19 protein-coding genes are annotated in these 22,130 nt (G+C 45.1%); 9 read left to right on the top strand and 10 right to left on the bottom strand.

From position 1 onward, the window contains the following. The first annotated feature begins 11 nt into the window (after positions 1-11). Positions 12-1,361 carry a murein hydrolase activator EnvC family protein gene (locus tag B2746_RS00940; RefSeq protein WP_290789896.1) on the top strand — a complete coding sequence of 450 codons (1,350 nt, stop codon included), beginning with the start codon at positions 12-14 and terminating at the stop codon, positions 1,359-1,361. A 41-nt stretch (positions 1,362-1,402) separates the two neighbouring features. Here the strand turns inward: B2746_RS00940 and bshA are convergent, their stop codons facing one another. Further along, entirely contained in the window at positions 1,403-2,539 is a 1,137-nt protein-coding gene (bshA, locus tag B2746_RS00935; RefSeq protein ID WP_290789894.1) for an N-acetyl-alpha-D-glucosaminyl L-malate synthase BshA, read from the bottom strand. 66 nt (positions 2,540-2,605) lie between these two features. Between bshA and B2746_RS00930 the strand changes: the two genes are divergently transcribed. Both B2746_RS00930 and B2746_RS00925 read left to right on the top strand, forming a co-directional pair. Beyond that, positions 2,606-4,012: a M20/M25/M40 family metallo-hydrolase gene (locus B2746_RS00930; protein WP_290789892.1), complete on the top strand. Its 1,407-nt coding sequence runs from the start codon at positions 2,606-2,608 to the stop codon at positions 4,010-4,012. 29 nt (positions 4,013-4,041) lie between these two features. Next, positions 4,042-4,455, top strand: coding sequence for a hypothetical protein (locus B2746_RS00925; RefSeq protein ID WP_290789890.1), 414 nt, complete (start codon positions 4,042-4,044; stop codon positions 4,453-4,455). A gap of 1 nt (position 4,456) precedes the next feature. On the opposite strand, the gene B2746_RS00920 is transcribed toward B2746_RS00925, so the two are convergent. Together B2746_RS00920 and B2746_RS00915 are read right to left on the bottom strand one after the other, a co-directional pair. Next, on the bottom strand, positions 4,457-5,167 hold the full coding sequence (locus B2746_RS00920; RefSeq protein ID WP_290789888.1) for an SAM-dependent methyltransferase: 711 nt from the start codon (positions 5,165-5,167) through the stop codon (positions 4,457-4,459). A 2-nt stretch (positions 5,168-5,169) separates the two neighbouring features. After that, entirely contained in the window at positions 5,170-5,928 is a 759-nt protein-coding gene (locus B2746_RS00915) for an EI24 domain-containing protein (protein WP_290789886.1), read from the bottom strand. 57 nt (positions 5,929-5,985) lie between these two features. On the opposite strand from B2746_RS00915, the gene B2746_RS00910 reads away from it, so the two are divergent. Continuing rightward, positions 5,986-6,558, top strand: coding sequence for a DNA-3-methyladenine glycosylase (locus B2746_RS00910; RefSeq protein WP_290789884.1), 573 nt, complete (start codon positions 5,986-5,988; stop codon positions 6,556-6,558). A 6-nt stretch (positions 6,559-6,564) separates the two neighbouring features. On the opposite strand, the gene B2746_RS00905 is transcribed toward B2746_RS00910, so the two are convergent. Both B2746_RS00905 and upp read right to left on the bottom strand, forming a co-directional pair. Further along, positions 6,565-7,575: a PorP/SprF family type IX secretion system membrane protein gene (locus B2746_RS00905; RefSeq protein WP_290789881.1), complete on the bottom strand. Its 1,011-nt coding sequence runs from the start codon at positions 7,573-7,575 to the stop codon at positions 6,565-6,567. Between the two features lie 52 nt (positions 7,576-7,627). Further along, entirely contained in the window at positions 7,628-8,278 is a 651-nt protein-coding gene (upp, locus tag B2746_RS00900) for a uracil phosphoribosyltransferase (protein WP_290789879.1), read from the bottom strand. A 95-nt stretch (positions 8,279-8,373) separates the two neighbouring features. Here upp and B2746_RS00895 point away from each other — a divergent pair, with 95 nt between their 5' ends. Beyond that, on the top strand, positions 8,374-9,477 hold the full coding sequence (locus tag B2746_RS00895; RefSeq protein ID WP_290789877.1) for an anhydro-N-acetylmuramic acid kinase: 1,104 nt from the start codon (positions 8,374-8,376) through the stop codon (positions 9,475-9,477). Here B2746_RS00895 and B2746_RS00890 read toward each other — a convergent pair. From B2746_RS00890 to ade, 5 genes are all read right to left on the bottom strand, one after another. Beyond that, a complete protein-coding gene (locus B2746_RS00890) occupies positions 9,474-10,205 on the bottom strand; it encodes a LytR/AlgR family response regulator transcription factor (RefSeq protein ID WP_290789875.1) in 732 nt (243 codons plus the stop codon). The two genes, B2746_RS00895 and B2746_RS00890, sit on opposite strands and share 4 nt — an antisense overlap. After that, positions 10,183-11,241 (bottom strand): sensor histidine kinase, encoded by a 1,059-nt coding sequence (locus B2746_RS00885; protein ID WP_290789873.1) that lies wholly within the window; start codon positions 11,239-11,241, stop codon positions 10,183-10,185. Before B2746_RS00885 ends, B2746_RS00890 begins: the two co-directional genes overlap by 23 nt. Beyond that, the gene (locus tag B2746_RS00880) at positions 11,222-11,578 is read right to left on the bottom strand and encodes a DUF4288 domain-containing protein (RefSeq protein ID WP_290789871.1); all 357 of its coding nucleotides are present in this window, start codon (positions 11,576-11,578) and stop codon (positions 11,222-11,224) included. The genes B2746_RS00885 and B2746_RS00880 overlap by 20 nt, the downstream gene beginning before the upstream one ends. Positions 11,579-11,602: 24 nt before the next feature. Next, positions 11,603-12,352, bottom strand: a complete 750-nt coding sequence (locus B2746_RS00875) for a LiaF transmembrane domain-containing protein (RefSeq protein ID WP_290789869.1) — start codon at positions 12,350-12,352, stop codon at positions 11,603-11,605. A gap of 159 nt (positions 12,353-12,511) precedes the next feature. Beyond that, positions 12,512-14,143: an adenine deaminase gene (gene ade / locus B2746_RS00870; protein ID WP_290789866.1), complete on the bottom strand. Its 1,632-nt coding sequence runs from the start codon at positions 14,141-14,143 to the stop codon at positions 12,512-12,514. Between the two features lie 132 nt (positions 14,144-14,275). Between ade and B2746_RS00865 the strand changes: the two genes are divergently transcribed. The 4 genes from B2746_RS00865 (at position 14,276) to B2746_RS00850 (ending at position 22,130) form a co-directional block, all read left to right on the top strand. Then, positions 14,276-15,028 (top strand): hypothetical protein, encoded by a 753-nt coding sequence (locus tag B2746_RS00865; protein WP_290789864.1) that lies wholly within the window; start codon positions 14,276-14,278, stop codon positions 15,026-15,028. A gap of 40 nt (positions 15,029-15,068) precedes the next feature. After that, positions 15,069-15,791, top strand: a complete 723-nt coding sequence (locus B2746_RS00860; RefSeq protein ID WP_290789862.1) for a hypothetical protein — start codon at positions 15,069-15,071, stop codon at positions 15,789-15,791. A 61-nt stretch (positions 15,792-15,852) separates the two neighbouring features. After that, positions 15,853-18,933: a VPS10 domain-containing protein gene (locus B2746_RS00855; RefSeq protein WP_290789860.1), complete on the top strand. Its 3,081-nt coding sequence runs from the start codon at positions 15,853-15,855 to the stop codon at positions 18,931-18,933. A gap of 71 nt (positions 18,934-19,004) precedes the next feature. Beyond that, on the top strand, positions 19,005-22,130 hold the full coding sequence (locus tag B2746_RS00850; protein ID WP_290789858.1) for a WD40/YVTN/BNR-like repeat-containing protein: 3,126 nt from the start codon (positions 19,005-19,007) through the stop codon (positions 22,128-22,130).

The following is a 22,130-nucleotide window of genomic DNA, read 5'->3' as shown; positions in this document are numbered from 1 at the left end:
AATTGAACAGCATGATAAAAAAAATCTGGATACTTCTGTTGATTGTGGCCTGCAGCATGGGCAGTTACGCACAAAGCAGCAGCTCCGATCTGAAAAAACAGCAGGCCGAAATTCAACGGGAAATAGATGACCTCAAAAAACAGCTGGCCGAAACCAACAAGTACAAACGAAAAAGTCTGGCTGAGCTGAACCTGGTGCAGAAAAAACTGCGGCTTAGGGAGTCTCAGATTAAAAATATCAACCAGCAGATCAACCTGATCCAGGGGGATATCAACCAAAGCTGGAGGGATATTGTAAAATTACGCGCAGAGCTGGATACCCTGAAAATTCAATACGAAAAAAGTGTAGTGTATGCCTATAAGAATCGCAGCAATTACGATTTTGTAAATTTCATATTCAGCGCGGGTTCCTTTAATGATGCCCTGAAGCGGATGGCCTATTTGAAATCCTATCGGGCTTATCGCGAACAGCAGGCTGCCAATATTGCCAATACACAAACCCAGTTGGAACAAAAGATCAGCAACCTCAATCTGAGCAAAAAGGAAAAAAGTTCGGTATTGGACGAACAGAATAAACAATTTAAAGTGCTGGCGGAAGAGCGTGCGGAGAAAAATGCAGTGGTAAGTAAGATCAAAGGACAGGAGAAGGAATTATTAAAGGATATGACTGCTAAGCGAAAGCAGGATAATAAATTGAAAGCAGCTATTTCTGCTGCCATTAAAAGGGAAATTGAAGCGGAGAAAAAACGTCTTGCTGCAATTGAAAAAGAGCGGAAAGCGAAAGAAGATGCTGCAAAGAAAGCGGCAGCTACAGCAGCTGCAGCTGCTAAAAAAGAGGAAGGCAGCAGTAGTACGGCCGCTGCGAAGCCCGCAGCAAAACCGGTGGAAGAAAAACCAGCTGCACCAGCCCGGTCCTATGATGTGCTCGATACACGCGCCGAGGTTAAACTGGCTTCCGATAATTTTGAGAAAAACAAAGGCGGACTTCCATGGCCGGTGAGTTCCGGCCGGGTGGCGATGAAATTTGGTCCCAATAAATATGAAGGGTTAAGTGTTGTTTACGATAATGAAGGTATCACAATTGAAGCGGAGGCCAACAGTTCCATTAAAGCGGTTTTTGATGGTGAAGTGTCCGCGATTTTTTCAATTGGTACCATCCAGGCCGTGATTATCAAACATGGTAAGTATTTCACAACCTATAGTAATCTTTCTAAAGTAACAGTCAGCAAAGGAGAAAAAGTAAAGACCGGCCAATTGATTGGACGTCTCGAGGAAAAAGACTCAGGTCGCGGTGAACTGGAGTTCATCATCACCAACGATGACCGTGTCAACCTCAACCCCGAACTCTGGCTCCATAAATAACATATCTCACCCGCCGGGTGCCACCCGGCGGGTGAGATATGTTACCCGACGGGTGAGGGTTCAAGGCATTTTTCGTAAAGGGCTTCGTATTGAGGAACAATGAAGTGGATGTCGAAGCGATCACTCTGCGCTTTGGCGTTTTCCTTGAACTGATCAAGCAAGGGTTGGTTACTCAGCAGATCAATGGCATGACGGCTCATATCTTCCACATCGCCGATATTACTCAGGTAACCGGTTTCGCCATGAATATTAATTTCCGGCAAACCGCCTGCATTGGTGGAAATAACCGGAACACCGGCAGCCATCGCTTCCAATGCAACCAGTCCAAAACTTTCGTAATCTGAGGTCAATAAAAACAGGTCTGCAATGGCCATGATTTCTTCCATCTGCTCCTGTTTGCCTACAAAACGGATATGATCACAGATACCGAGCTCCCGAGCCAGACTTTCAGCACCGGGGCGCTCAGGACCATCCCCCACAAACAACAATTTACTCGGTACTTTCTTCACCACATTGGCAAAAATCCGAACCACATCATCAATCCGTTTGATCTTGCGGAAATTGGATGCATGCATCAGGATCCGCTCGCCATTGGGCGCGATGACACGCCGGAATGCATCAATCCCCTTGCGACGGAAACGCCCAACATCCACAAAGTTGTGAATGACTTCAATCTCCTTTTCAATCTTGAACCATTTAAAGGTTTCCGTACGGAGATTATCCGAAACGGCGGTGATGGCATCGCTCTCATTGATGGAAAAAGTAACCACCGGTGCATAGGTTTTATCACGGCCCACCAGGGTGATATCCGTTCCGTGAAGTGTTGTTACCACTGGAATATTTATGCCCGATTTTATTAGGATTTGTTTCGCCATATAGGCAGCCGAGGCATGTGGGATGGCATAATGAACATGCAGCAAATCCAGTTTATTATTTGTAATCACATCCACCATGGTGCTGGCCAGCGCTGTTTCGTAGGGCGGATAATCGAACAGAGGATAGGTTGGTACCCTTACCTCATGATAAAATATATTCGCATTGAATTCATTTAATCTAACTGGCTGCTGGTAGGTGATAAAATGTACCTGATGTCCCTTATCTGCAAGGGCTTTTCCAAGTTCTGTTGCCAATACTCCACTTCCGCCAAAGGTTGGGTAACATACGATTCCTATACGCATAATTTAAATACTTCGATGTGAAGGTACTGGTTTAAAATGTTTAGGTAATTTTAAAAAAACACCTACATGAATAGATTTGTTTGTTTTGTTCTCTTAGTTTTTCTGGTTGGATTAATGCCCAAAGCGGAAGCACAATCAGCTGAATTTCAGACCGATTCCCTTTTTTTTCGCAGGATGGCAGATGATGTTTTAAGCTCTTCCGCAGCATATGAAAGTCTCCGGGTACTTTGTAAATCCGTGGGACCCCGCCTTGCCGGATCACCTGGCATGTACAAATCGGAAGCCTGGGCCGAAAAAGCCCTGCAGGCGGCCGGCGCCGATAAGGTTTGGAAGCAGGCGGTACAGGTTCCACATTGGGACAGAGGAGGAAAGGACGAAGCCTGGTATCAGTATACGGATGCTGCCGGTAAAAAAGTGAAGGTCCCACTTGATATCCTTGCCCTGGGAAACTCCATGGGTACTGGTAAGAATGGCTTATTGAAAAAAGCGGTCCTGATTGAAAATTTTGATGAGCTCGAAAAGCGGAAGGATGAAGTGAAGGGTGCCATCGTTGTATTTAATAATGTGTTCGATCCGAAAAACCTGTCAGTGGGACAATCCTATGGAGAATCAGGTTCCTATCGCAGGGCCGGACCGAGCAGGGCAGCCAAATACGGAGCAGCTGCTATCCTGATCCGATCCGTTACAGCCACGGCCAATGATAATCATCCGCATACCGGAACAACTTCTTACGACAGCGCCTATCCGAAAATTCCGGCTGCTGCCATGGGCCTGAAGGATGCGGATAAGTTGATTGCGGCATTGAAGGCTGGCCAGTCTATACAGGTTTATTACAAGAGCATGGCTCATTTCAAGCCCGATGCAACCGGCCATAATATAATCGGCGAATTAACCGGTTCTGAATTTCCAGACCAATTTATTACAGTTGGTGGCCACCTCGATAGCTGGGACCCAGCCGAAGGGGCACACGATGACGGAACGGGTTGCGTTCAGTCCATTGAAGTGATCCGGGCTATGAAGGCAATGGGGTACAAACCCCGGCATACCATCCGGGTTGTGCTGTTTGCCAACGAAGAAAATGGGCTCAGAGGTGGTAATCAATATGCGCAGGAAGCAAAAACCAGGGCTGAAAAACATGTTTTTGCCCTGGAAAGTGATGCAGGCGGATTTACACCACGTTCTTTCGGGTTTACCCTTGAAAAAGCAAGACTGGAAAAAATCCGGGAATGGGTACCCCTGTTTGTTCCCTATGGCGTCTACCAGTTTGCGAATGGAGGCGGGGGCGCTGATATTGGTCCGCTTAACCGTGCATTGGGAACTCCATTGGCCGGGTTAAGTCCGGATGGCTCCCGCTACTTCGATCTGCACCATGCCCGCAACGATGTTTTTGAAGCAGTCAACAAAAGAGAAATGGACCTGGGTGCTTTAAATATGGCTTTGTTGATTTATATGATCGACAAATATGGATTATGATTATTTTCATATATAATTAAAACAACACTATGGGCAGGTTTTTCACAATTGTCATTATTGCTTTGGTCGTAATTGGGGCGGGATTATTTTACTGGCGCTTTTACTGGGTCTTTGGTGAAGGCGTAAAATCAGGCGAATTAAATTTCGTAGTAAAAAAGGGATACATCTTCAAAACCTATGAAGGAAAACTGATTCAAAGCGGCTTTCGTGGAGGCATCGCTGGTAGTATCCAGTCCTATGAGTTTGAATTTTCAGTGGAGAATGCACAGATTGCCACCACCTTGATGGAAAACAGCGGAAAACAATTTGATCTGCACTACAAAGAGTACCTCGGTGCCTTGCCCTGGAGAGGCAATACCAAATATATAGTGGATAGTATTTTATCAATGAATGGTCAGCCGGAAGAAAAATCAATTAAACCCAAGGTGCACAATACCCAATAAGTTAAGACCCTAACAGAAATACAGCCGGACGCTTATGCAGCTCCGGCTTATTTTTTTGCCAGTCGCGAAGGGTTCGGGTCTGAATGCTTTCATTGGTGCCGGTGATATCTACGGCAATACATAACCGGGTCTCAGGTCGGCAATGCTGCAAAATGGCGTCCAGCAAAGCAGTATTGCGGTAGGGGGTTTCAATAAATATCTGCGTGGAACCGGATTTGATCGTTTCCTGTTCCAGTTCTTTTAATAATTTATTTCGTTGTGCTGCATCAATGGGCAGGTATCCATGAAATTGAAACTGCTGTCCGTTTAGACCACTTGCCATGAGCCCGAGTAAAATGGAATTCGGTCCAACCAGCGGTTTCACCGGAGCACCCATCTGTTGCGCAACGGCAATCAAAATTTGTCCGGGATCCGCCACTCCCGGGCATCCGGCTTCGCTCAGAATTCCTATATTTTTTCCCCGCTGTAATTGTTGGCGGAACTGGTCCTTCACATCCTGTTCTGCTTTATGGATCGTGTACCAGTCATAATTATCGATGATCATTTCCTTCCATAGTTTTTTCAGAAAACGACGGGAAGTACGTTCATTCTCCACAAAAAAAACCTGACATTGCTGAGCTGCTTCCAACACATAAGCCGGTATCACTTCCAGGTGATCTTCATCCAGGTAACAGGGAATCAGGTAAACAGAACCAAGAGCTGAACTGGCCATAGTTATTTTTTATCCATTTCGCGAATACTAAGTGTTGCGGCGATTACAGCATAGGAAGGCGCCAGCATCCAGCCAACAAAAGGGATGGTATGCATCAGGTAAAACAGCAACCCGTTTCCGATTGCTAATCCTTTATGATCGCTGATAAAACGGATGCTTTCCGTTGGAGATAATTTTCTTCGTTCACAGCTATAATCCACCATGGAGAAACCATAATAATAACATTCGACAAAAAGTGAGATCAGCGGACTTATCCAGCCTATTATCGGAATAAAGGAAAGTAATAAAATAGAGATGGTATAAACCGTTTGCCAGAGCAGGTTGCGAAGCGCCAATTTTATGCCCCGAACGATATCCTTCATCAACTGTTGAAAGCTGAAAGGAAATTCACGGCCTTCCAATATGGATTCTGTTTTTTCACTTAGATAGGCAAATACAGGTGAACCAACTATCAGAAAGAAAAATTTGAAAAAGGAAAAATAGAAAAATACCAGCAGCACCTGTACCATAATGCCACCCATCATGAATAGAAAACTTAGGATTCCACTTTTTTGTTCCTGTAACCATCTGTCAATTCCGATCAGATTGGTGAGATAATTCACCGCATCATTGGCAGAACTGATAAAAAAATACATGCCTGTAATAAAGAGCAGCATATAAATGACTCCCGGAATAATGATCCATCTCCAGAGTTTATGCTGTACAATAAAGTGGTGTGCTTTGTAGAAGGATTCAAAAGCTATGATGAGTTCTTTCAGCAATATGGGTTGTTTAAGCGCCTAAATTTATTACTTTGAGCCTAGACCATTCGCAAAAAGATGACAAAACTCCCGCTTTCCTGGTTTGAAGGCACCAATGTGGTGGAAATTGCGCGTTTATTAATTGGAAAAATTATACGAACGGACTTTGATGGTAAGCTAACCAGTGGACGGATTAGCGAAACCGAAGCTTATGCGGGAGTAAGCGATAAAGCTTCCCATGCCTTCGGTGGCCGGCGAACAGCCAGAACAGAGACCATGTATGCAAACGGCGGAACTGCGTATGTCTATCTATGTTATGGAATTCATCATTTATTTAATATTGTCACCAATGTGAAGGATGTTCCGCATGCCGTGCTGATAAGAGGAATTTTACCTTTGGAAGGCGAGGAGCAAATCCGGCAAAGATTGAATAAACCAAACCCTATTCCATCTGGCAAATTGGCTACCGGACCGGGTTTGGTGTCAAAAGCATTGGGGATATCAACTTTACATACCGGAATCTTGCTGGAGAATACTATAACAATCTGGGAGGATGGTTTTCATCCCGAAAGAATTGAAATTACCCCACGTATCGGTATTGATTATGCGAAAGAAGATAAGGACCTGCCGTATAGGTTTTTGCTGGTGTAAAGTGCATTAAAATTTGGGACAGGGAATCTCTTTCTCTCCATCCGATGGACGTTTGATATAAATCAGGGAGATCTCGATTCCTCCGCGCCTCTGGGAAGCTGTTTTTAATTGTGAAGTATTCACATCATAGGTCATACCCAGGCGAAAATCTGCCCATTCAAAACCCATATAAGGTATTAGCGCATCGCCGAAGCGATACCAGGAGCCGGCATAAAATGCGGTGGGTCGTTCAAAATCTTCGTTCAGATTGAAGGCAACCGCCCCTCCCAGGAGGGTTTCAAATGCACCGGCCTGACGACTGTGCAGTGCCGACATATGCAGGGTGGTGGTTTGTCCAACCGGCAGGTAGCCACCCCCATGAACCGAAATCCTGGGTTGCAGTGTATAAAATCCGTTGGTGAAATTTTCTTTTGGCCGATTGATATGGTAGACAGAAGCACCGAAATAAAAATTATCTTCTCCATTGGTGGAGCCACTGTATAATAAACCGGCATTCACACCTACATAACTGACATTAATTCGGGTTCCGTCAACTGCTTCTCCGCTGGGGTTGGTCCAGGTTCCGTCCAGTGCCAGTTCATTTTCAAAATTTAATTGGGAGCCATCCAACCGTTTGCTGGTATAAACGCCCTGAAATCCAAGTCCTAATTGATGAAATCCGTCTTCATCCAGCGATTTATGGTAGGCTGTCGAAAATGCCACATAGTTGGAAGTCAGGATGCCGTTCGCAGTGCGGTCAGTCATTGCCATACCGCCAATGCCCCAGGTATCATTGTTGAGTCGGCCTTTCATAATTGGTGCATCCAGGGAAAGCGTGGAGGTAACAAAGGCTTTACTGATAGCAGGCCACTGATCGCGATAATTTCCTGCAGCTCGGATTACCCCATTAAATTTACCTGTATAAGCCGGGTTTAAAGTAAGAGGCGACGCAAAAAATTGCGAAAAGTGCGGATCCTGGGCAAACAGAGGCGACGCATTCAATCCCACCAACAGCAGTATTCCAACAAAAATTCTCATAATAGGAGAGGTAAAATACAAAAAATGACCAATGGCAGGTAATAATTTTGAATTAAACCTGTTGTTTGGTACCATAAGCCAGATCACCGGCATCGCCTAAGCCCGGAACTATATAACTTTTGGCAGTTAATTCCTCGTCGATGGCACCACACCAGATCCTGACATTGGGTTCGTTGCGGTGAACATACTCAATTCCTACGGTACATGCAATAGCACATACAATATGTACCTCTTTTGGGATACCTTCTTCCCGCAATGCCTGGATGGTTTTGACCAGGGAGGCTCCGGTAGCAATCATGGGATCAGAAATTATTAGAATACGATCCTGCAGCTCCGGGCTTGAAACATATTCCATACTGATTTCGAAACTGCCATCGGGATGGTGTTTCCGATAGGCGGAAACAAACGCATTGTCAGCTTTATCAAAATAATTGAGCAGTCCCTGGTGGAGGGGGAGTCCGGCCCGGAGAATAGTGGCCAGTACAGGTTGATCCTGCAGTAATTTACAATTGGAACTTCCCAGGGGGGTAGGCGTTTCTACCTGTACATGTGCCAGGTGTTTGCTGATTTCATAAGCGGCTATTTCCCCTATGCGCTCCAAATTACGGCGAAACCGCATCCGGTCTGTCTGGATTTGTACATTGCGGAGTTCGCTGACGAAATCGCAGAGGAGGGAGTAGTGCTTGCTTAAATTAACCACCATGATTTTCCAATTTTTCTGCCGGTGCCAATCGTTGTAATTTGCACCCGCCCAACAAATCTAAAGGGCTGGGGGGTAAATCAAAAACTTTTTTGAGAATGGTCTATAATGTTATCGGATTGATGAGTGGAAGTTCACTGGACGGACTGGATATCGCTTTTGTACAGTTTCATGCTACCGGAGGAAAATGGTCGATGGAAGTGCAACAGGCCGTTACCTACCCCTATTCGGCTGAATGGGAAGAAAAATTGCGGAATTGCACCAGCCTTTCTGCTGCTGATTACCTGTTGTTACACGCCTCGTATGGACATTTGACCGGTCAATTGGTGAACCGGTTTGTGACAGAATATGGCCTGGAACACAAAGTGCATATGATTGCTTCACACGGACATACCAGCTTTCATATGCCCGCTTCCGGTATGACTGCCCAACTGGGAGATGGGGCCGCTATTGCAGCGGAAACCCGACTACCGGTTATCAGTGATTTGCGGGCAATGGATATTGCATTCGGCGGGCAGGGAGCCCCCATTGTTCCCATCGGTGAAAAATTATTGCTGGGTGAGTATGCGTTGCTGCTGAACCTGGGTGGAATTGCCAATTTATCGGTACGGGTGGAGGACCGGTTTATTGCTTTTGATTCCTGCGCTGCTAACCGTGTATTGAATATGCTGGCAGCGGATGCAGGATTGGTTTATGATGAAAATGGCGCGATGGCGGCATCAGGTTCCATCAATACCACCCTTTTGGAAAAACTCCGTCAATTCGATTATTATAAACAGGCCTATCCAAAATCACTGGCAAATTCATTTGGAACAGATGAAGTGTATCCGCTGATTAAAGCGGCGGGATTGTCCACAGCAGATGCATTGCATACCTATGTTCAGCATATTGCTGCTCAGATAGCAGTGGATCTTGCCGGGGTGGCAGAAAAAGAAAGCATTGATCCTGCCGGTAAAGAATTACTGGTAACCGGTGGCGGAGCATTGAACGGATTTCTTATTGAATGCCTCCGTCAGCAATTGGCGCCATTGGGCATTAACGTAGCAGTTCCTGACCGGCTGTTGATAGAATACAAGGAAGCAGTTATCATGGCCCTGCTAGGTGTATTGCGCTGGAGGGAAGAATATACAGTACTTTCCTCTGTTACCGGAGCCAGTCGCAATAGTATTGGCGGTGCTTTGTGGCTGGGAAATGAAGCTTAAATACCCAGTTTTTCCTTTAATTTCTGGTAGCCGCTTTTGCTCACCGGTAACTGTTTGTTATTTTTTAAAACAGCTACATAACTTTCTTTTTCCATCGGATGAAGTTTGGAAATTTCCTGCACATTAACCAGATAGGAGCGGTGAATCCGAATAAATTGTTGATCTGGTAATTGTTTCTCCATGGCTGCCATCGTTTTATTCTTAAGCCAGTGACCGTCTGCGGTTACAATTTTTATATAATCATCGGCTGCTTCAATATAATGAACCTGGTTTACCGGAATGATGCGGATAGTGGAATGCTCCTTGATTACAATCCGGTCCTGTTGTTGTGGCGACTGGCTGGCACTTGTCAGCAGCTCTTCGGTATTGACAGCAGTTTGCTGGAGCAGGTATTTTTTAACCGCTTTTTGAAATCGCTCCTGGCTATAAGGTTTAAGCAAATAATCTACTGCATGCTGATCAAAGGCTTTCATCGCATATTCATCAAAAGCGGTGGTGAAAATTACGGCGGGTTGATGATCCAATAATTCAAGCAATTCAAAACCATTAATTTTGGGCATCTGGATATCAAGGAAGAGCAGATCCGGTTCCAATTGCTGGATGGCTTTCAAACCGCTGAAACCATCATGGCATACACCCACTACCTGCATCTGCGGGAAGTCGGCAAGATATTCCTGCACCAGCATACAGGCCAGTGGTTCATCATCAATTATCAGAACTTTCAGCATACAATTGTGGAATGGTTACAGTGGTTATAAAAATGTTTTTATCCTGTTTTACCTGAAGCAGATCGGACCGTCCGAAAAGCAGGTAGAGCCTGCGTTGTACGGAGCTTAATCCGAATCCCGTGCCGGTTTTTCTGGCGGGCGTTTCGGGGTCAAAAGGGTTGCTGACTGTGATATATAAATGTTTGTCTTTTAGAAGGGTTGTTAATTCAATATCAACTTCTTCTGTAGTTTCATAGAGACCGAATTTGATGGCATTTTCAACAAGTGGTTGTAAGAGCAATGGCGGAATCAGCGCCTGGTAATCTTCTTCACTGGCCTGAATTTTTACCTGCAAACGATGCCCAAAGCGGAGTTTTTCAATTTGCAGATAACGGTTGATCTGATCCAATTCCTCTTTTAATGCAACCAGTTTATTTTCTTTCTGATGAATGGTTCCCCGCAGGAAGGAAGCCAGTTGCTCCGTCATGTTACGCGCTTCCTGTGGCCGTATTCCGATCAGTGCGTTGATGGAATTCAGACTATTGAATAAAAAATGAGGTTGTAATTGTTGCCGTAATTTGAAAAGCTCTGCTTCGGTTGCCAATTGCTGGATTTCATTGCGGTGTTTTTTTTCCGCCTCTGATTTTTGCAACATATTGAAGAGTAAAATCAATACAAGGATACTGGTGACCGTTATCATGGAAAATCCAATCCGGATCTGCATGGTGGTATTCAGCATGCTGAGATATTCCGGATTATCCTGAATCATCGATTCCAGCATTAATTTGGCAGCAACAGGTAGAAGCGTTGAAAAACCTGCCGTTAGGGTAATTGCCACCCAAAATCCGGTTGCATTCGGTGTGTAGTACTTAAAAATGCGTTTAAGGGTTACTGTTACAAATGCCAATAAGATTGAACTCAGCAGCGATTCGGTTATACTTATATAAAACGAGTATCCATTGCTGAGCAGGGCAAAAAAATTAATCTGCCAGATCAGGTAAATAAAGATACTGCTTAGTACCAGTAAGGATCGGTTGTTAAATGGAATCGATGGCATGTTCCGGGTGCTGTTGAAGTTGATTGGTTTTGTCTTTCACAAAATTCCGATAGCCATCGGCGTATTCAATTTCACGATGGGATTGGTACAGTTCCGCTCCATGTGCCAGCGCAGGTAATCGGATGAGTTCGGTAATGCCCAGGAATTTCCATTCCACGCGGGTATTATTTCCGTACTGCCATACCAGTAATTCCTGATACCCGATTTCCTTTGCTGCATTTAATGCTTCCTGCCTGCTAACGGATTCTAGTAACCGAATCTGTTCTTCGAACTGCGGCGTATGACTGCCATCGCCACAGATTATTTCGTAACATAGTTTAGCCAGATAATAAGACATAAGAATAGGTTTTGGTTGGTTGTCTTAAACAGTAGTGATCTGGATTCCTCCGAAAACTGCATTGGCTTCCAGGTACATAATTTTATCGGAATAAATACTGTGCTGCGGGCGTTTGTCTTCCACACCGCCCAATACAGCATTATTTTCCATTTTCAATTGCCAGTGCGATGGTACAATTAGTCGAATACTTCCGAACACTGCATTCAGTTCCAGTTTGGGCGGGTTGTCAAAATCAGCCTGCAGCAGATTGATTTCAGCACTTCCGAATACGGTGGAAACTTCGCCTCCTCTGAAATTTTTGGATATAAGTATTTTTCGGATGTTACCAAAAACGCTGGATTCATTCAGGCGCTCTTCTCCTGTGCCGGCACTTGTTTCTGTTCCGGATATAGTAGTGTTACTACTACCCATTCTCCAGTTCGCATCCATGTTTCGCGGACGGAAAATCAGGATGAGACCCGCCAGTACCATAAAGGCCGGCCAGAAAAATTCCTTTGGAAAAAATTGTGGGAAGGCTTTATCGGCAAGAAAGAATCCGCCGATGGCAATGGGCCAGAGCCAGCCGGTTCCTTTGAATTTATGACTCACACCAATGGCTACACCCACTGCTATCAGAATCATCGGCCAGGAAAAGATCCAATGCGGAATTAGTACACCTGCCTTGCTTGCAAATAACAAACCACCAACCACCACCAGCATGATACCGAAAATGTAACGGCTTTCCTTATTTCCTCCACAGGGTCCGCGTCCCCGGTTTCTTCTATATGCGTTCATTGCTTTCAGATTTAAAATAAAACTACATCGGACGGGTTCGGCAGGCAAGCAGATTTCCGTCACTTCCCCCTGCTTCTCGGTAAAGCCCGCCTTTTGATCGGTGAACAATTTCACCCGCCGGGTGCCACCGGTCGGGTGGCACCCGACCGGTGGAAAAAATCAGAGGAAGCGGAAGCGGGTGCCGTCAAAGAGGCCGCGGTCAGAGAGTTTGAGGGCGGGGATGACCAGCAAGGCCATGAAAGATAGGGTCATAAAGGGTGCACTCAGAGAACTGCCGAGGGATTTAGCAAGCGTATCCAACTGGGTATAGGAGGCAGCAATTTCGTAGCCATCGTCAGCACTCATGAGTCCGGCTACCGGTAAAGGCAAAACGGCAGATGCTGCAGGCGTAACACAACTCAATCCGCCCTGCTCACGGATCACGAGGTTAATCGCTTCCAGCAGGGATTCATCATCCGCACCAACGGCGATAATATTATGTGAATCATGTGCCACAGAAGATGCTATCGCCCCGGTTTTCAAACCCATCCCACAAATAAAAGCGGTTGCAACCGGTGCTTTATGATACCTGTTCACTACAGCAATTTTCAGACAATCGCCAGCAGGATTACTGTGAAAAGCACCATCTCTTCGAATTAAATCAATTGCTGCAATCTCTTTGGTTCCGGTAATCAATTGGCCATCATAGGCAATTATTGCGGGAAGCAGCGGTCTATTGGCATCCATCCGCAGATCATTCAAACTGATCTCCGAACAATTGAACTGATTAATCGGCTTAATAGGAACAGACTGAATATGACTCAGACCATCCGAGTAAACACATTCCCCATTGATCCAGGTAGATACCACGTCAAACTGATTGAGATCGCGCAGCAGGATAAAATCAGCCCAGTCGCCGGCACGCAACTGTCCCACCTCCATTTTATAATGTTCAACCGGATTGATACAAGCGGCTTTCAGTACATCAAACAAGTCGAGTTCATAATCAAGGGCACGTGCACAAAGCTGGTTGATATGTCCCACCAGCAGGCTGTCCGGATGTTTATCATCACTGCAGAACATTATTTTATCGGGATGGCTTCTCAGCAGTTCGATCAGCGCGTCAAAGTTTTTAGCAGCACTTCCTTCGCGAATAAGAATTTTCATTCCCTGCTGCAATTTATCGAGGCCCTCTTCATAACTGACACACTCATGATCTGTGCTGATGCCCGCTGCGATATAATGAGCGGCCTGTTCTGCCCTTAACCCAGGTGCATGTCCATCGATGGGTTTACCCAATTCCTGCGCCGCAACAATTTTTGCCATTACTTCCGGATCCCCCTTTAGCACGCCGGGGAAATTCATCATTTCGCTCAGGTAATAAATATCATCCCGTTCCAATAAGTTGCGTACCGCGATGGCATCCAGCACAGCTCCCGCCGTTTCAAAACCGGTAGCAGGTACACAGCTCGGCGCACCAAAATGAAACTTAAACGGAACCTGGCTGCCATTATTGATCATGAAATTCACGCCCTCCGCACCACATACATTGGCAATTTCATGCGGATCAGAAATCGTTGCAACAGTTCCATGCGCAACGGCCAATCGGGCAAACTCGGAAGGCACCAGCAGAGAGCTTTCAATATGAACATGGGCATCCACAAAACCCGGACATATATAAGGGGCTGCAGTATTGGGGTTTTCGGAAAGGGAGCGGATTTCGCGAATACGCGGGCCATCAAGATGTAATTCGGCAAAATAAATGGTTCGGTTGGGAATATCCACCAGATTCCCCTGAAGGATCTTTTCCATATTGCTGGCTTAGGATCGCAATATACCCAAGAACCACAAAAAAGATAAAAAACCCGGGTTTACCTGTAATGAATTGGATGATCGGGATACTAATAGAAGAAATACCGGTTAAATTTGACTCAAATTAGCACCATGTTGAAAGGAACTGCTTTTACACTGCTTACCTGTCTTGTTTTTGGGCTGATCACAGTTCAGGCCCAAACAGCCGATGACGTACTTGCAGGTTATGAAAAGGCATTGGGTGGGAAAGAAAAACTGCAAACACTTCAATCCGTTTACATGGAAGGAGTATCCATTGCCGGAAATGGAAATGAAATCACCTCCAAAATGACGAAAGTGGATCAGAAACTGATGCGGTCGGAAATCAATTTTGGAATGGGCTCCTTTGCAGTATTGGTAACCGATCAGGGAGGCTGGATCTCCAATCCGAGAAATGGGGGCAAGTTTGAAGCTATGCAGGAGGACCGGTACAAAGCAGCCCAGGGTGAACTGGACCTGATTGGTCCGCTGTATAATTATGCAGCCAAAGGACATCAGGTAGTATTGGAAGGAAAGGAAACAATCAATGATAAAGAAACATATAAACTAAAACTGACCCAGAAAAACGGCACTGAAATAACCTATTATCTGGATGCGGCCACCTATCTTCCGGTACGGGAGGTAAGAAAAGGCGGCGGTTTGTTTGGCGGCGGACAAAGGCGCCAGGGAGCTAACCAGGGTGGTCAGCCACAGGAAGTAATCAGCGATTTTGGAGACTATAAAACAACTCCTGAAGGATTTATTTTTCCTTTTTCCATCAAACGCAACGGAATGGGTGGCGAAACCATCTATGAAAAGATCGAAGTGAACAAAGCGGTCGATCCCAAGTTATATAAACCAGAATAACCACTCAATTAAATACCAACTACACATTAAACAGTTACACATGAAAGCATTGAAACTTGCATTTTTAGGGGCTTCTTTATTAGGTACCATCACGGGCTTTTCTCAAACAGCGGATGAAGTGGCCAATAAACATATTGAAGCAATTGGCGGAAAAGAGAACTGGAAGAAAGTAAAATCAGTGATCATGGAAGGTAGCATGGCTTTCCAGGGAATTGATATTGCTGTTACCACTACTGCGGTTCATAATACCGGAAGTCGCCAGGATCTTACCATCATGGGGCAACAGAATTATATCATCATGACGCCAACTGCCGGTTGGATGTTCATGCCGGTACAGGGTCAACAGAATGTTGAACCAATGACCGAAGAAATGGTGAAAAAAGGTGCCGATGAACTTGATACCCAGGGCGCACTGGTTGATTACAAAGAAAAAGGTCACACCATTGAATACCTTGGTAAGGAAGATGTGGAAGGTACGGAATGCCACAAACTGAAACTGAGTTTGAAAGGCGGAAAAGTAACTACTTATTTCATTGATCCGGCAAGCTACCTGCTGATTAAATCAACTGCCAAACAGGATGTAAACGGACAGGAACTGGAAATGACAACCGGATACAGCAATTACCAGAAATTACCTGAAGGAATTTCTGTACCGATGACCATCAGTGTTCCACTCGGACCAGGCATGAATGCAGACATGGTACTGACAAAAGTTACCATCAATAAAGAGGTTTCGAACGACCTGTTTCAGCCGGCTAAATAAAACAACACATTAAAAGCCCGGTTCTGCCGGGCTTTTTCTTTCCTGACCAAAACAAACGCAAATGAAAAAAATTTCCATCCTGGTTTTCGGATGTGTATCCTCGTTAGTATCCTTCTCTCAGTCAGGTGTCAATTCCTCCACCTTCGGTATGCTGGAAGCCAGATGGCTTGGTCCGGGTACCATGAGCGGACGTATCACGTCCATTGAAGGAGTTAATAAAGATGGTAAAACAATCTATATAGGAACGGCTGGTGGCGGTATCTGGAAAACCACCAATGCAGGTGCATCCTTCAAGCCAATCTTTGACCGCTACTGTCAAAGCATTGGTGCGATGGCAATTGATCAGTCAAAGCCCTCTGTACTATATGCCGGTACCGGAGAAAGCAATATGCGGAACTCCGTATCCATAGGTAATGGCCTGTATAAATCAACCGATGCCGGCGATAACTGGACTAAAATCGGATTGGATAGTACGGAACATATTTCCAAGATTGTGATTGATCCAACCAATTCCAATACGGTATTTGTTGCCGCACCCGGACCATTGTGGAATGACAGTGAACACCGAGGGTTGTATAAATCAACAGACGGTGGCAAGACCTGGGAAAAAGCCCTTTATATTTCTGATAAAGCAGGATGTGCAGATGTTAGTCTGGATCCATCCAATCCAAATATTGTGTATGCCACCACCTGGGAATTCCGCAGACTACCTTATCTTTTTAATTCAGGGGGAAAGGGGTCCGGTATATACAAATCGATCGATGGTGGAAAGACCTGGAAAGAACTGACGAACGGATTGCCACCCAAACCATTCGGACGTACTGCATTGGCACTGGCTCCAAGCGCGCCGGAAAATTTAATCGCCATTGTGGAAGCCAAGGATACCAAAATGTATATCTCCAAAGATGGTGGTGAGAACTGGAAAGAACAAAGTGCTACCCTTAATGTGGTTTCGCGTCCATTTTATTTCAGCACCCTGGTAATTGATCCGAAAGATCCGAAGCGGGTTTATCGTCCGGCATTTTCTTTTTCATATTCCGATGATGGCGGTTATTCCTTTGCAGAAGCGTCCAATGAAGGCGGATGGGTACATTCTGATCATCATGCCTTATGGATCAATCCCAATAATACCAACCAGCTGTATTTAGGTACAGATGGCGGCGTATATATTAGTCTGGATAGAGGTGTTACCTGGATTTTTGTGTCGAATTTGCCAGTGGGACAATTCTATCATGTAGCAGTAGATAACAAAGAACCGTACAATATTTATGGTGGTTTGCAGGACAATGGATCCTGGTATGCGCCATCGGCCAAACCGAATGGTGTAAACAATGGGGACTGGACAGCACTTTATGGGGGTGATGGTTTCTGGACTGTTCCTGATCTCACAGATCCTAATCTGGTATATGCAGAATACCAGGGCGGGAATATGTCGCGGGTGGATCTTCGTACCCTGAAATCCGTTTCCATTAAACCACAGGCAGGTGCAGCAGACGGAAAACTTCGCTGGAACTGGAATACGCCCATTCATGTTGGATTGAAAAATCCGCGTAACCTTTATACCGGCGCGCAATACCTGTTTAAGAGTACCGATAAAGGCACAAACTGGACCCGCATTTCTCCGGATCTCACCACCAATGACCGAAAAAAACAGGAGCAGGAAAACAGTGGTGGATTAAGTGCAGATAATACATCAGCTGAAAACCATACCACGATTTTTACAATTACGGAATCTCCGTTAGATGAAAATATGATCTGGGTTGGAACGGATGACGGAAACCTGCAATACACAACAGATGCTGGAAAAAACTGGACCAATGTGTCCGCCAATATTGCAGCTGCCGGAATTCCTGCGCAGACATGGGTGAGCAGTGTGGAGCCATCGCGCTTTGATAAACAGGTAGTGTATGCCAGCTTTGATAATCATATGTATGGCGATCATAAAACCTATCTGGCAAAATCAGCTGATATGGGAAAAACCTGGACCCTGTTCAAGAGCGATGAATTCACCGGATTCGCACATAAAATCAAGGAGGATCTGGTTAATAAAGACCTGCTTTTCGCCGGAACCGAAATGGGCATGTTCGCTTCGGTTACTGGTGGACGAGAGTGGTTCCGGATGAAAAACCGGATTCCTGAATATGCACTGGTGCGGGATATTGCCATACATCCAAAAACCCATGATCTTTTATTGGGAACCCATGGCAGAGGCATTATTGTGGTGGATGATATTCGTCCAATGCGTGATCTGGCAGGAGAAATTGCCAATAAAGCGGTCCATATTTTTGCGCAGGATCCTCAACCCATCAGGGACGGACAGTTTGGAAACGGAGGATTTCCTCCAACCGGTGGCTGGTCTGCCGGAAATCCGGCGGGGATCCCACCTATTCAGTATTACCTGAAAGACCGAATCATGACGGGTGATGTAAAACTGGAAATCTATGATGAGAAAGGACAGCTTGTTCAATCTGTTCCCGGTTCCAAACGGAAAGGAGTAAACAAAGTGTATTGGAATCAGCGCATGACGCCCAATAAGTCTGTGGCAGGCGGAACAAAAATGGATCGGGGTGGAATGGTTGCGCCTCAGGTTTTACCTGGTACATATACGCTCAAATTAAAGGTTGGTAAAGAAGAATATACACAACCACTGGTGATGGTGCATGATGAATCCAATACTACGTATAGTAAAGAGGATCGTCTGGCACAACATGCCTCTTCCATGGAACTGTTTGGGATGCAGAAGGAGCTGAATGCACTGATTGAAGAAGTGAATGGAGAACAGAAATTGCTGAAGGAAAACGGTGATAAAATAAAGAATGAAAAAGTGAAGAAATTGCTGAAGACTTACAATAATTCACTGGAAGAATTGAGAGGCGGACTACTTGCAACCAAACAAACCAGCATTTTTGCAGATGAAGAGCAATTGAGAGAGCGCTTAACGGAACTCTATATAACCATCAGTACCAATGAAGCCAGACCAAGTAATTTACAATTGGAGCGGATCAAGGTATTGCAGGGTGAAATTGCAACTGCCAAAGCAAAACATCTGGCAATTAATAGGCAATATGCAGAAAAAGTAAAACAGGCAATGGCCAAAGAGGGTATTAAACCTCCTGTATTAACGGATCCAACAGGCAAATAGTTTTTTTGTTTTCAGGTATAAATGGCTGGTTAGCGAAAGCTGACCGGCCATTTTTTTACGTATTTTGTAGTATGAGAAAATTTCTGTTAGTAGCCTGTTTATTGCCTGCTCTATTGGTACAGGCCCAACGAAAAAAAACAACCGTAGCGACGAAAATCCCCAATACGGATTCACTGCTATTTTCGACTACACAATACCGGTTGGTTGGACCCTGGCGGGGAGGAAGATCGGCTGCTGTAGCTGGTTCATTCAGCAATCGGCAGGTCTTTTTTATGGGAGCTACCGGAGGAGGTTTATGGAAAACAACAGATGGTGGAAATAACTGGACGAATATTTCTGATAAATACAACATCGCGAATATTGGAGCAATTGCTATTGCACCAAGTGATGAACAGATTATGTATGTAGGAGAGGGGGAGAATACATTAAGAGGAAATGTGGCCGAAGGATTGGGCGGCATCTGGCGTACAGATGATGGAGGACGTACCTGGAAGAATCTCGGGTTGAAAGATGGCCGGCATATTATCCGCCTTCTCGTACATCCGAAAAATCCGGATATCGTATGGGCGGGAGTAATTGGACATTTATTCGGACCCAATGAAGAACGCGGGGTGTATAAATCAACGGATGGTGGTAAAACATGGAAACGTACCTTATTTGTCAATACGCAAACAGGCGTCAGTGATCTGGTAATGGATCCCACCAATCCATCCATCTTATTTGCAGGCACCTGGCGTATACTTCGCACACCCTATAGTTTGGAAAGTGGAGGCGAGGGCAGTGGATTATGGAAGTCGGTAGATGGTGGCGAAAGCTGGACCAATATCACTGCTTCCAAAGGATTACCTAAGGGCGTATGGGGTATTGTGGGCGTTGCCATTGCACCCTCCAACCCGGATAAAGTAGTGGCATTGATTGAAAATGAAAAAGGCGGACTCTACACCAGTTCGGATGCAGGGAAAAGCTGGACCCTGACCAGCAGTGATAACAATATTCGTCAGAGAGCCTGGTATTATACCAAAGTGTTTATCGATCCAAAAAATGAAAATGTTGTGTATGCGCCCAATGTCGGCTTTATGCGCAGCAGAGATGGAGGTAAAACATTTCAGGGAATTCGCACACCCCACAGTGATCACCACGATTTATGGATAGATCCCAATGATCCCAACCGGATGATTGTGGCAGATGATGGCGGCGGACAGGTAAGTTATGATGGAGGAAACAGTTGGAGCAGTTATATGAATCAGCCAACTGCACAAATTTATCGGGTAAGTACCGATAATAGTTTTCCTTATCGGATCTTAGGTGCGCAACAGGATAATTCAACCATTCGGATCAAACACCGCAGTTATGGTTCGGTTATTTCTGACCGTGACTGGGAAGAAACAGCCGGTGCAGAAAGTGGTTATGTAGTGGCAGATCCCCTGAATCCCGATATTGTGTATGGTGGTAATTATGGCGGGTATTTATCGCGGCTGGATCATAAAACCGGAGAGAACAGAGCCATTACAGTTTGGCCGGATAACCCAATGGGTGCTGGAGCAGATGTGTTGAAATTTCGCTTCCAATGGAATTTCCCGATTTTCTTTTCACCCCATAATCCGAAGCGATTGTATTGTGCAGGGAATGCACTTTTCGTTACCGAGAATGAAGGAGCCAGCTGGGAACAGATATCACCCGATTTAACAACAAATGATAAATCAAAACAGGGACCCAGTGGCGGTCCCATTACCAAAGACAATACAAGCGTTGAATATTACTGTACCATTTTTACGGCGGCTGAAAGTGGTTTGGAAAAGGATCTGCTTTGGGCAGGCTCTGATGATGGGCTGGTACATGTAAGTAAAGATGGCGGAAAGAATTGGGCGAATGTAACTCCGGCTGCTGCGCCTAAATGGATGATGTGGAATGCAATTGAAACACATCCGACAAAAAAAGGAGTGGCATACATTACCGGAACACGCTACAAGCTGGATGATTTTGCTCCCTATATTTATAAAACATCCGACTATGGAAAAACCTGGACACTGATTACCAAAGGAATTGAATCGCTTCATTTTACGCGGGTGATGCGCGCAGATAAAAAGCGGGATGGATTATTATATGCGGGTACGGAATATGGCATGTATATCAGTTACGATGATGGATTGAACTGGAAAAAATTTCAGTTGAATTTGCCGGAAGTGCCGATAACAGATTTGACAATCAAGGACAATGATCTGATAGTAGCTACACAGGGCAGGGCCTTCTGGGTATTGGATGATTTGACCGTAGTGCAGTCCTATGATGCTTCCATCATTTCTAAACCACTGCACGTGTTTCCGGTGAATGAATCCTGGAGACTAAGATCTGGTGGCGGGTTTCGCGGTGCAACGCCGGTAAATGCAGGAAAAAATCCACCTGCCGGCGTGGTGATTCAATATTTTGTTGGAACAGCTCCCGTAGATTCAACCAAGGCTTCGATTACTATTCGGGATAAGAACAAAGCCGTGGTTAAAACATTTTCCACTGATTCTAAAACAGATAAACTGGAATTGAATCAGGGTATGAATCAATGGACCTGGAATCTGCAATATCCGGAAGGAGAAAAGATTGATGGCATGATATTGTGGAATGGGGTACCTGGTAGTATACTGGCTGCGCCGGGAAATTATTCTGCAACTGTTAAAGTGGGCAATGATTCTGTTGAAGTTCCTTTTATAGTAAAAGCGGATCCCAATTATAAAATTTCAACCGCTGATTATGAAGCGCAGTTTAATTTTCTGCGGGAAGTACAGGGGAGTTTCAATAAAGTGCAGAAATCCATTCAGGAGATCAGGAGTTTGAGAACGCAGCTCAATGATTTTGTAGGTCGGCAGGGTAAGGGAATTCCGGCGGATGTAAAACAGCAGGCCGATACCATTAATAAACAACTGACTGCAGTAGAAGAGAATTTGTATCAGACCAAGGCGAAAAGTTTTCAGGATGTGTTGAATTTTCCGATACGCCTGAATGATAAGTTAGCTGGTGTGTTTGATGCGGCCAATAGTGGAAATATGGCGCCAAGCAAACAGGCAAAAGATGTTTATGCTGACCTGGCCAACCAGTGCGATGTGGAATTCAAAAAACTGGAACAGATTAAAGCGGTCCAGATTGCAGCCTTTAATCAGCTGATACGGGAGAAAACATTGCCGGTTATTGGAGTGAAGCCTGAATAA

Source organism: Flavihumibacter sp. UBA7668 (genome assembly GCF_002483205.1).
Classification (GTDB): Bacteria; Bacteroidota; Bacteroidia; order Chitinophagales; family Chitinophagaceae; genus Flavihumibacter.
This window is presented reverse-complemented; position numbering and strand designations above follow the sequence as displayed.